Here is a 12,054-nt window from a genome sequence, read left to right on the forward strand (position 1 = left end):
TTTGGAAATGTTGTTTGATTTTTAATAAAACAGAAAAATGAATTTAGATTTTTATATAGTAGATGTTTTTACGGATGCGAAGTATGCAGGCAATCAACTTGCTGTTTTTTTGGGTGCCGAAACTTTGAGCAAAGAGAATATGCAACAAATTGCAAAGGAAATAAACTTTGCCGAAAGTACTTTTATTACCCACATAAATACGGAAACAAATACTGCCGAAATTAAAATTTTTACCCCTGAACATGAAATGCAGTTTGCAGGTCATCCTATCATTGGGACATCATGGGTTTTAATGAATAAAATTTTCAATAACAATCCATCAACTATTACAATGCAGGTTCCTGTGGGAGTAATTCCTGTTACCTCACAGGATGGATTTATATGGCTTCAGGCAGCACAACCTACTTTTTTAGATGTTTATTTGAAAGATGATTTTTCTTCATTTAGTACTTTGTCACAAGATGATTTTGATACAAATTTCCCTATTCAAGAGGTGACTACTGGTAGCGCATTTGTGATGGTACCAGTAAAAAATGAAGAGGTGCTGGGCAAGATTGTTTTGGATAAAAATAAAGCAGAACAATGGTTGCGCCAAAATTGTAAAACACCACATAGGGCTTTTTATTTTTTTTGTTTAGAAAATGAAAAATTATCTAGCAGGATGATGTGTATAGAGAACAATCAATTAATTGAAGATGCAGCTACAGGTAGTGCCAGTACATGCTTGCAAGCATTTTTATTACAATACCACAATCCAAAAATAAAACTTGTCAATCACCAAGGGCATTTTATACAAAGGCCATCTCAAATTTATTTTGACGGAATAAAAAGTGGTGAAAATTATGAAATTAAAATAGGAGGGAAGTCTCAGTTTCTTGCAAAAGGAGTTTGGGAAGTATAAGCTTGCGTAAAAAAGCATTAAAAAAACAAGAAGTAAACACAACAGAAATGACATTGAATCCATCCATTATAAACGTACAGAATCATAGCAAAATCGGAATTTTAAAGCCGTTAGTATTGGGCTTTTTGTTTATGGGTATAATTCCAATTTCTTGGTCACAAAAAAAAGAGCAAATAGGGACAGAAACGGTGAACGTAGTCAAGCCATTTACTCCTAAAATTTCAGATGCCTTTAAAGTCAAAGAAGTTCCAGAACTTGAGGAAGAAGCTAATTCGAAAAAAGAAGCGGTTAAATATGCTATTTTTTCATTCCCAGTGGCATCAACTTTTACACCTTCAAAAGGAAAAGCACAAGGGGTTGAAAAGGAAAAACAACCTCATATTTTTAAAAATTATGCCACATTTGGTGCGGGTAATTATGGAACATTGGTAGGAGAACTGTTTGTGAATCATGATTTAAATGCTACTGATTATGTGGGTGGAATTTTCAGTCACCACTCCTCGCAAGGCGGGATTAACACGATAGATTTAGATAATAGTTTTTATGATACGGCATTCGATATTATGTACGGTTCAAATCAAAAAACACTTTCGTACAATCTGGATTTGGGTTACAATAACCAAATATATAATTGGTATGGTTTGCCAATGAATTTTGGAAATTCATTAACTAATTCTGATAAAGGAATTTTGCTTTCTAGTATTGATCCTAAACAATCGTATAATACTTTATCTTTCTCAGGGAATGTAGTGCTTACCGAGGGGATATTAGATAAAGCAACTGTGAAGTTCAATAGATTTACAGATCTTTATAAATCGGCCGAAAATCGTTTTGTAGTAAAGCCTACGCTAGAACTTAAAGTAATGGATTATGCTGTAAAAACAGATGTTATTGTGGATTATGTAGGCGGAAATTTTGCCACTAATAACAGCAATACAGCAGCCATTGATTATGGTTTTACAAATTTTGGACTCTCGCCAAGTTTTGTGATGCAAGAGAAAGATTGGACTTTAAACCTTGGTGCTACTATTTATTATAGTTTGGATACCAAGAATAGCAATAGCTCTTTATATGTCTATCCAAAATTTAATGCGTCTTACAAAGTGGTGGGCGATTTGATGATATTTTATGCTGGTGCCGAAGGGAATTTAAACCAAAATTCCTATCAAGATTTTGTGACCGAAAACCCATTTTTATCTCCAACCTTACTGATTAATCCAACCGATAATCAATATGAAATCTATGCAGGTCTTAAAGGAAAGTTGAGCAATACTGTGAGTTATACCTTGAGAGGTTCGTATAACAATGAGCGCAACAAGGCTTTGTTTAAAAGCAATGATTATAGTGAGAGCAGTACAAATATGAACTATGGTTTTGGGAACTCATTTCAAGTGGTGTATGATGACATGCGTACCCTTCGTTTTTTCGGAGAACTTAAAGCTGATTTTTCAAAGGATGTTTCTTTTGGAATAAACGGAAGCTTTAGCAGTTTTACAAATGATTTTCAACAAGAGGCTTGGAACTTACCAGCAATTCAGTTTAAAGCAAATCTTGACGTGGATATCACAGAGAAATGGTATGCTGGCGCGAATGTATTTTATGTAGGAGAACGTAAAGATGTTCAAAACAGTACTACTTTTTTACCATCAACTACTCCGATTATATTAGAAGGATATTTTGATGTGAATGCAAATGTGGGTTACAAATACAATGATCAATTAACGGGTTTTATAAAATTAAACAATCTAACCAATAACAACTATCAAAAATGGTTGAATTTCCCAGTGCAAGGTTTTCAATTTTTAGTGGGAGCCAATTATAAGTTTGATTTTTAATTTTTTTACCGAAGCACACGGTTCATAACGAATGCACAGAGACCACAGAAAATATAATTAAAATACTTCGTGAACATTGCGCTTTCTTTGTGAACTTTGTGGTTAAATTTTAAATTATGACTTTCAAACAAAAAATCCATACTCATTATTTACAATTGGTTCAAGACCGAATAGATGTCTTCAAAGACATGATTACGGCACTTACTGAGGATTCAAAAAATGATGCCAAAGGTTCCGCTGGCGATAAACACGAAACGGCTTTATCGATGATGCACCTTGAGCAAGAAAAACTCAATCATAAATTGAAAGAAGTATTGGGTCAAAAAGCCATTTTAGATAAAATTGATTCCAGTTCAAGTGCTAAAACTATTATTGTGGGAAGCTTGGTCAAAGCCAATGGGATTTATTTGTATGTAAGTGCAGCACTTCCTAAAATTGCTGTTGATGGTATCAATGTGATTGCACTTTCTCCGCAATCACCATTGGGCGCGAAGTTAATGGGAAACCAAGAAGGATTTACTTTTGAGATTAATGGTTCAAAGTATGTGATTAAATCAATTCAATAAAAATTTTATGCTATTTACACTTTACAAGTAGATTCTGTTTTTTATTTAGGTTTTAATTAGTATTTTATAGTATTTAGTTATTTTTGGTTTAAATATGTAACTAGATATTGGCTTTGTGTTTTACAGATGAAACTATAATCACATCTTTGCTTTATCAAAATAAATAAATTTATTTATAAAATATAGCATTATGTGTGGAATAGTATGTGCCTTCGACCTGAAACAAAAAGCAGAAGTTTTAAGACCTAAGGTTTTAGAAATGTCAAAAATAATTCGCCATCGTGGACCAGACTGGAGTGGAATCTTCAGCAACGAAAAAGCCATTTTATCGCATGAACGTTTAGCAATTGTGGACCCAGCATCAGGAAAACAACCTTTATTTAGCGAAGACAAACAACTTATCTTAGCTGCCAATGGTGAGATTTACAACCACAGAATATTGCGCAAACAATTCGAAGGGAAATACAACTTTCAAACAGAAAGTGATTGCGAAGTTATTTTGGCACTTTATAAAGAAAAAGGACCTCATTTTATTGATGAAATGAACGGAATTTTTGGCTTTGCCATTTATGATGTAGAGAAAGATGAATACTTCATTGCAAGGGATCACATGGGAATTATTCCTTTGTACATCGGTTGGGATGAGCACGGTACGTTTTATGTTGCTTCTGAATTGAAAGCCCTAGAAGGATATTGTACTAAAATACAATTGTTTCCTCCCGGACATTACATGACTAGTAAAGATGGAGAATTTGTACAATGGTATAAAAGAGACTGGACTGACTATGATGCTGTAAAAGATAACGAAACAAACATTCAAGATATAAAAGTAGCTCTAGAAGCAGCCGTTCACAGACAATTAATGAGTGATGTCCCTTATGGTGTTTTACTTTCTGGCGGGTTAGATTCCTCTATAACTTCGGCTGTAGCCAAAAAATTTGCACAAAAACGAATTGAGTCTGGTGATACTGCCGATGCTTGGTACCCACAACTGCACTCATTTTCAGTAGGATTAGAAGGTTCGCCAGATCTTGCAGCAGCGCAAATTGTAGCAAACCATATAGGAACCATTCATCACGAAATTAAATTCACGATTCAAGAAGGTTTAGATGCGGTCAAAGATGTCATTTACAACTTAGAAACTTATGATGTAACTACCATTAGAGCCTCAACACCTATGTGGTTGATGGCGAGAGTTATTAAGTCAATGGGTATAAAAATGGTGTTGTCTGGTGAAGGTGCTGATGAACTTTTTGGAGGGTATTTGTATTTTCATAAAGCGCCAAATGCAAGGGAATTTCACGAAGAGAATGTACGTAAACTAAGTAAGCTGCACATGTACGATTGTTTGCGTGCCAATAAAAGTTTAGCGGCGTGGGGAATCGAAGGCCGTGTTCCTTTCCTTGACAAAGAGTTCATGGATGTGGCCATGCGTATCAACCCGCAAGATAAAATGATTAACAAAGAACATCCTATGGAAAAATGGGTGGTTCGTAAAGCTTTCGAAGATATGTTGCCTCCAAGTGTGGCATGGAGACAAAAAGAGCAATTTAGTGATGGTGTAGGGTACAGCTGGATTGATACTTTAAAAGAAGTTGTTGCCGTTGAGGTTTCTGACGAACAATTGGCAAATGCCAAATATAAGTTTCCGTTGCAAACGCCTACATCAAAAGAAGAATATTATTACCGTTCTATCTTTCACGACCATTTTCCTAGTGATGCCGCCGCCTTGTGTGTACCTCAAGAAGCCAGCGTAGCTTGTAGTACTAAAATAGCTTTAGAGTGGGACGAAGCTTTCAAGAACATGAATGATCCATCGGGTAGGGCTGTAGCAAGTGTTCATGATGATGCTTACGCAAAAGTGTAGCAAAATAGCTTAATAATTAGTAAAGGAAACGCACCCGAAAGGAGTGCGTTTTTTTATGTATAAAAATAACATTAAACCTTAAAATGGTTTTAATTCTAAATTAATGCGCTCTATTTCAGGACAGTTTTTTATATTAGCGTGACTAAATTATAACTTATGAGAGCTTTTGCTTTACTTTTTTCTACACTATTTTTAATTTCATGTAACCAAAACGAAAAAATTATGGTGGATGCCATAATTACTGATGCTACCATTTACACCGTAAACAACACCTTTGAGAAAGCTACCGCTATGGCAATTGATAAAGGTAAAATTGTTGCAATTGGGACAGATACTGATATTGAAAATAAATACCAGTCTAAAAACATTACAAAGGCTGATGGGAAGTTCATTTATCCGGGATTAATAGATGCACATTGCCATTTTTACACCTATGGATTGAGCTTACAAGAGGTTGATTTGCGTGGAACAACGAGTATGGCAGACATCATAAGTCGTTTAAAAGCTTTTCAAAAAGAAAAAAATCCTGCGTTTATTGTTGGTAATGGTTGGGACCAAAACGATTGGGACGTAAAAAAATATCCAACAAAGGCTGATCTTGATGTTGCATTTCCTGATATTCCAGTAGTTTTAAACCGAGTAGACAGTCACGCCATTATTGTAAACAGTAAAGCTCTTGCACTTGCAGGAATTACAAAAGATACGAATGCCGAAGGTGGTCAAATAGAAATTGTAAACGGTGAGCCTACAGGAATTTTAGTAGACAATCCGATGGAATTGATTTTTAAAATTATACCTAAACCAACTCGTAAAATTCAAATAGCAGCTTTATTAGACGCTGAAAAAGTAATGTTTGATTATGGTTTAACAACCGTAAATGATGCTGGACTTGATCCAGATATTATTCACTTGATGGATAGTTTACAAAAAGCAAAATTGATGAAGCTTAATGTGTATGCTATGGTTACGGCCAATCAAAAAAATATTGATATGTACCTTAAAAAAGGAATTTACAAAACAGATCAACTTAATGTAAGATCTTTTAAAATGTATGGTGATGGAGCTTTAGGTTCGCGCGGCGCTTGCATGCACAAACCGTATTCGGATAAGCCGGGTCAATATGGAGCCCTACTAGCGCCTGTTGTAGGACTAAAATCGGTTGCGAAACAAATTGCGAATTCAAATTTTCAATTGAATACACACGCTATTGGCGATTCTGCAAATACAGTAATTTTAAAAATTTACAAAGAGGTTTTGGCTGGAACCAAAGACAGACGATGGAAAATAGAACATGCTCAAGTGTTGCGTGAAGCCGATTTTGATTATTTCAAATTTGGCATTATTCCATCTGTTCAACCCACGCACGCTACATCAGATATGTATTGGGCCGAAGAACGCCTTGGAAAACAAAGATTGAAAAACGCTTATGCTTTCAAAAAACTCCTTCAAAAAGCTGGGACGGTTGCTTTAGGAACAGATTTTCCTGTGGAGGAAGTGAACCCAATGCTTACTTTTCATGCTGCCGTAACTCGTAAAGATGTTAAGGATTATCCAAAAGGTGGTTTTCAAATGGAAAATGCACTTACTCGTGCCGAAACCTTGAGAGGAATGACGCTCTGGGCCGCTTATTCTAATTTTGAAGAAAAAGAAAAAGGAAGTTTAGAAGTAGGCAAATGGGCTGATTTTGTAATTTATGACGAAGATTTAATGAAAGTGAAAGAAAACATGATGGTCAAAATGAAACCAATTAGTACTTTTATTAAAGGACAAAAAGTAAAATAACAAAGTAAGTATAGTATAAGTTGATTTTATCTTTAAAATCAGAAATTGAAATGGTTTTTTGTTTCATTTTTAATTGAATGTGTTGTTTTTACTTTCAAATAGAAATTAAAGATGTTAATTGTGTTTTAAATGTGTAGTCGGAAATGCATATTTGCAGTTCCCGTTTGTTTAACAATTAAATATAATAAGTATGTGTGGAATATTGGCCATCATTGGTAAAGGAAAAGAAGAGCAATTGGTTAGAGATCTCTCTAGTCGAATGTCACATCGTGGACCTGATGAACGGGATTTGTATGCCATGCCTAATGGTCATTATTTAAGCCATGAGCGACTTTCTATAATTGACTTGCATTCAGGAAAACAACCTATTCAAGGTACAACTACTGCTTACATGGTTCACAATGGTGAAATATATAATTATTTGGAATTAAAGCAAGAATATTTGAGTAACCATGTATTTCGTACCCAATCAGATTCGGAAGTAATTGTGCATCTTTATGAAGAGTTTGGATATAATTTTTGTGATAAATTAGACGGAGATTTTGCTTTTGTAGTCATTGATGGGGATGATTATATAGCCGCTAGAGATCCGTTGGGTGTGAAGCCCCTGTATTACGGTTTAGATGAAAGAGGCAGGATGTACTTTGCTTCAGAAATGAAAGCTATTGCAGATCAATGTAAGACTTGTTCAACTTTTCCGCCAGGACATTATTATACCGCAAAAACAGGTTTTGTAAAATATTACAAGCCAGAATATGAGTATTTTGTAAACGAATACCAAGATGTAGATTATCAATTACTCCGTGAATATTTGACTACTGCTACTCAAAAAAGGTTAATGGCAGATGTTTCATTAGGGGTTTTGTTATCAGGTGGTTTAGATTCGTCATTAACAACAGCAATAGCTTCCCGTTTACTTAAAAATAAATCAGAACCCTTGCACTCCTTTGCAATAGGAATAAATGAAAATGCTCCAGATATTGTTGCAGCCAGAAAAGTGGCTAATTTTTTAGGAACACAACATCATGAAGTTTTTTTTACAGTGAAGCAAGGTATTGATGTACTTGAAAAAATAATTTACCAAATAGAAACATATGATGTAATCTCGGTGAGAGCAAGTGTTCCAATGTATTTTTTGTCGAAAGTTATTGTTGAAAAAGGGATTAAAGTAGTTTTATCTGGCGAAGGTGCTGATGAAATTTTTGGAGGATATTTGTATTTTGCAAATGCTCCTTCAGTAGCTGATTTTCAACGCGAAACAATAGAGAGAGTACAAAAAATATTTACTGCCGATTTGTTGAGAGCTGATAAAGCAACAATGGCTCACGGTCTTGAAGTTAGATTGCCTTTTTTAGATCAAGCCTTTTTGGATCTTGCCATTAGGATTAATCCAGAACAAAAACTACCTAAAACGTTTGGTGGTAAAGAAAAATATATTTTACGAAAAGCATTTGACACTCCTGATGATCCTTATTTACCGGATGATATTTTGTGGAGGCAAAAAGAACAATTTTCAGATGGAGTGGGTTACAGTTGGGTAGATCAATTAATTGCTTATTGTGCAACTCAAGTATCTGATGAACAATTGGCCACAGCTTCAACAACTTTTCCGTATAATTCGCCTACAACAAAAGAAGCTTATCTTTATCGTTCTATTTTTCAAAAGCATTTCCCGCAATTGAGTGCTGCCCAAACAGTAAGAAAGTGGATTCCAAAGTGGCAAGAAAATTTAGATCCTAGTGGAAGAGCTAATGCTGCTCACGAAGAATCAGCATACGCTGGAAAAGCATAAATTTTAAATACGATATTCATTATTTTATCTTGAAAGATTTTCAAAACCACCTATAAACAGTGGTTTTTGAAAGTCTTTTTTTGTGCTTCCTAATTTTTTATTTTGTGTTTCATACTGAATCAGTGATACGATTCGTTTTTTATCTGTTTTTTGTAAACAAATGTTAATAACTTAAATCCTTTAAAACTGATTTTAACGGTAATATAATTTGCGTTTTTATATATTTGCGTGTTATACAAAAATTACATTTTTAGAATAAAGATATGAGCGAAGAAATCAAGAAGGACAATTATTCAGCGGATAGTATTCAAGCATTAGAAGGAATGGAGCACGTAAGGATGCGTCCATCAATGTATATAGGTGATGTAGGTGTAAGAGGTTTACACCACTTGGTATATGAAGTAGTAGATAACTCTATTGATGAGGCTATGGGTGGCCATTGCGATACCATTAGGGTAGATATCAACGAAGATGGTTCGATTTCTGTTGAAGATAATGGTCGTGGAATTCCTGTTGGTATTCACAAAAAAGAAGGGGTTTCTGCGCTTGAAGTTGTAATGACAAAAATTGGTGCAGGAGGAAAATTCGATAAAGATTCTTATAAAGTATCTGGAGGTTTACACGGTGTGGGTGTATCTGTAGTAAATGCATTATCAAACCATTTAAGAGCCACTGTTCATAGCAGTGACGGTAAGATTTATGAACAAGAATATGAAAAAGGGAAAGCATTATATCCGGTAAAACAAATTGGTGAAACGACAAAGAGAGGTACCATCGTAACTTTTTACCCAGACCCAACTATTTTTACTCAAACTATTGAGTATTCTTATGATACACTTTCGGCACGTATGCGTGAATTGTCTTTCTTGAATAAAGGAATTACAATCACTTTTACTGATAAAAGAGAATTAGATAAAGATGGGAATTTTGTTTCTGAGGTTTTTCATTCAGATGAGGGTTTAAAAGAATATATCCGTTATTTAGATGGTAACAGAGAACCTATTATTGCACATGTAATCTCAATGGATCACGAAAAGGGAGAAATTCCAGTGGAAGTAGCTTTGATCTATAACACCAGTTATACCGAAAACATTTTTTCATACGTAAATAATATCAACACGCATGAGGGAGGAACACACCTGCAAGGTTTTAGAACGGGTCTAACTCGATCTTTGAAGAAATATGCTGATGCATCTGGAATGTTAGATAAATTAAAGTTTGATATTTCTGGGGATGATTTCCGCGAAGGTCTTACGGCTATTATATCTGTCAAGGTTGCTGAACCACAGTTTGAGGGGCAGACTAAAACGAAACTTGGAAACAGAGAAGTAGTTTCTCCAGTGAGTCAAGCAGTAAGTGAAATGATTGAAAATTATTTGGAAGAAAATCCAAATGATGCTCGAATTATAGTTCAAAAAGTAATACTTGCCGCTCAAGCCCGTCACGCAGCTAAAAAAGCACGTGAAATGGTACAGCGTAAAACTGTAATGGGTGGAGGCGGATTGCCAGGTAAACTTTCTGACTGTTCTGAGCAAGATCCTGCAAAATGTGAAGTATATCTTGTCGAGGGAGATTCGGCAGGTGGAACCGCCAAACAAGGACGTGATCGTGCATTTCAAGCAATTTTGCCATTACGTGGTAAAATTTTGAACGTAGAAAAAGCAATGCATCACAAAGTTTTTGAAAACGAAGAGATCCGAAACATTTTTACAGCACTTGGTGTTACAATTGGAACCGAAGAAGACAGTAAAGCATTAAATATATCAAAGTTACGTTACCACAAAGTAATTATTATGTGTGATGCCGATGTCGATGGTAGTCACATTTCTACGCTAATCTTAACGTTTTTCTTCCGTTTTATGAAAGAGTTAATAGAGGAAGGTCACGTATACATTGCAGCACCACCTTTATATTTAGTTAAAAAAGGAAATAAAAAGGAATATGCTTGGAACGATGTACAACGCGATCAGGCGAATGAAAGAATGGGCGGAAGCGCCGGAATTCAACGTTATAAAGGTCTTGGGGAGATGAATGCAGAGCAATTGTGGGAAACTACAATGGACCCTAATTTTAGAACATTACGTCAGGTAACTATTGACAGTTTAGCCGAAGCAGATAGAGTTTTTTCTATGTTAATGGGTGATGAGGTTCCTCCAAGAAGAGAATTTATAGAGAAAAATGCAGTATATGCTAATATTGATGCTTAATTTTAAAATACAATAGAAACCAATAAACATTAAATAACCAAAATAACAATTAACCGAATAAACTTAATAATATGAAAGTTACCATTGTAGGTGCAGGAAATGTAGGTGCGACATGTGCTGATGTGATTTCTTATAGAGGAATTGCTAGCGAAGTAGTTTTGTTGGACATAAAAGAAGGTTTTGCCGAAGGTAAAGCGCTCGATATTATGCAATGTGCAACAAATACAGGTTTTAATACCAAAGTGTCTGGCGTTACAAATGATTATGCAAAAACTGCTGGAAGTGATGTAGTGGTAATTACATCTGGAATACCAAGAAAACCAGGTATGACACGCGAGGAGTTAATAGGTATAAATGCAGGAATTGTGAAAACGGTTGCTGAAAATGTATTGAAACATTCTCCGGAAACCATAATAGTTGTAGTTTCAAATCCTATGGATACAATGACTTATTTGGCATTGAAATCTACAGGATTGCCAAAAAATAGAATTATAGGAATGGGTGGGGCTTTAGATAGTTCTCGCTTTAGAACGTATTTGTCTCTAGCGTTAGACAAGCCAGCAAATGATATTTCAGCAATGGTTATTGGTGGTCATGGAGATACAACAATGATTCCTTTAACACGATTGGCTTCTTATAATGGGATACCCGTATCTCAATTTTTATCAGAAGAAGAGTTGCAAAAAGTAGCTGCCGATACTATGGTGGGTGGTGCTACACTGACAGGTTTACTCGGTACTTCAGCTTGGTATGCTCCAGGAGCTTCTGTTGCTTTTTTAGTAGATAGTATTTTGAACGATCAAAAGAAAATGATTGCGTGTTCTGTGTTTGTTGAAGGTGAGTATGGTCAAGAAGATATTTGTATCGGTGTACCGTGTATCATTGGTAAAAATGGTGTAGAAGAAATTCTGAATATTGAATTAAATGATTCTGAAAAGGCTTTGTTTGCCAAAAGCGCTGATGCTGTGCGACAAATGAACGATGCCTTAAAGGACATTTTATAGAAATACCAAATGTATAGGAATTCAAAGACTGCTAGTTGCATAGCAGTCTTTTTCTTGATATTAATCAATAAATAAATTGGTTAATCATAACCTTAATTAT

8 protein-coding genes are annotated in these 12,054 nt (G+C 35.1%); all 8 read left to right on the top strand.

Annotated elements, in window-relative coordinates; all coding sequences use genetic code 11:
- Nucleotides 1–37: 37 nt before the first annotated feature.
- The 8 genes from AC061E_RS14110 (at nucleotide 38) to mdh (ending at nucleotide 11,954) form a co-directional block, all read left to right on the top strand.
- A complete protein-coding gene (locus tag AC061E_RS14110) occupies nucleotides 38–901 on the top strand; it encodes a PhzF family phenazine biosynthesis protein (protein ID WP_478286817.1) in 864 nt (287 codons plus the stop codon).
- Between the two features lie 47 nt (nucleotides 902–948).
- A complete protein-coding gene (locus AC061E_RS14115; protein WP_478286818.1) occupies nucleotides 949–2,736 on the top strand; it encodes a TonB-dependent receptor in 1,788 nt (595 codons plus the stop codon).
- 116 nt (nucleotides 2,737–2,852) lie between these two features.
- Nucleotides 2,853–3,302, top strand: a complete 450-nt coding sequence (locus tag AC061E_RS14120) for a hypothetical protein (protein ID WP_478286819.1) — start codon at nucleotides 2,853–2,855, stop codon at nucleotides 3,300–3,302.
- Between the two features lie 190 nt (nucleotides 3,303–3,492).
- A complete protein-coding gene (gene asnB, locus AC061E_RS14125; protein WP_478286820.1) occupies nucleotides 3,493–5,169 on the top strand; it encodes an asparagine synthase B in 1,677 nt (558 codons plus the stop codon).
- A gap of 156 nt (nucleotides 5,170–5,325) precedes the next feature.
- The gene (locus tag AC061E_RS14130) at nucleotides 5,326–6,951 is read left to right on the top strand and encodes an amidohydrolase (protein ID WP_478286821.1); all 1,626 of its coding nucleotides are present in this window, start codon (nucleotides 5,326–5,328) and stop codon (nucleotides 6,949–6,951) included.
- 190 nt (nucleotides 6,952–7,141) lie between these two features.
- Nucleotides 7,142–8,743 (top strand): asparagine synthase B, encoded by a 1,602-nt coding sequence (gene asnB, locus AC061E_RS14135; RefSeq protein ID WP_478286822.1) that lies wholly within the window; start codon nucleotides 7,142–7,144, stop codon nucleotides 8,741–8,743.
- A gap of 263 nt (nucleotides 8,744–9,006) precedes the next feature.
- Nucleotides 9,007–10,950 (top strand): DNA topoisomerase (ATP-hydrolyzing) subunit B, encoded by a 1,944-nt coding sequence (gyrB, locus tag AC061E_RS14140; protein ID WP_158727714.1) that lies wholly within the window; start codon nucleotides 9,007–9,009, stop codon nucleotides 10,948–10,950.
- A gap of 71 nt (nucleotides 10,951–11,021) precedes the next feature.
- The gene (mdh, locus tag AC061E_RS14145; RefSeq protein WP_478286823.1) at nucleotides 11,022–11,954 is read left to right on the top strand and encodes a malate dehydrogenase; all 933 of its coding nucleotides are present in this window, start codon (nucleotides 11,022–11,024) and stop codon (nucleotides 11,952–11,954) included.
- Nucleotides 11,955–12,054 lie beyond the last annotated feature (100 nt).

The organism is Flavobacterium sp. GNP011 (assembly GCF_056428925.1).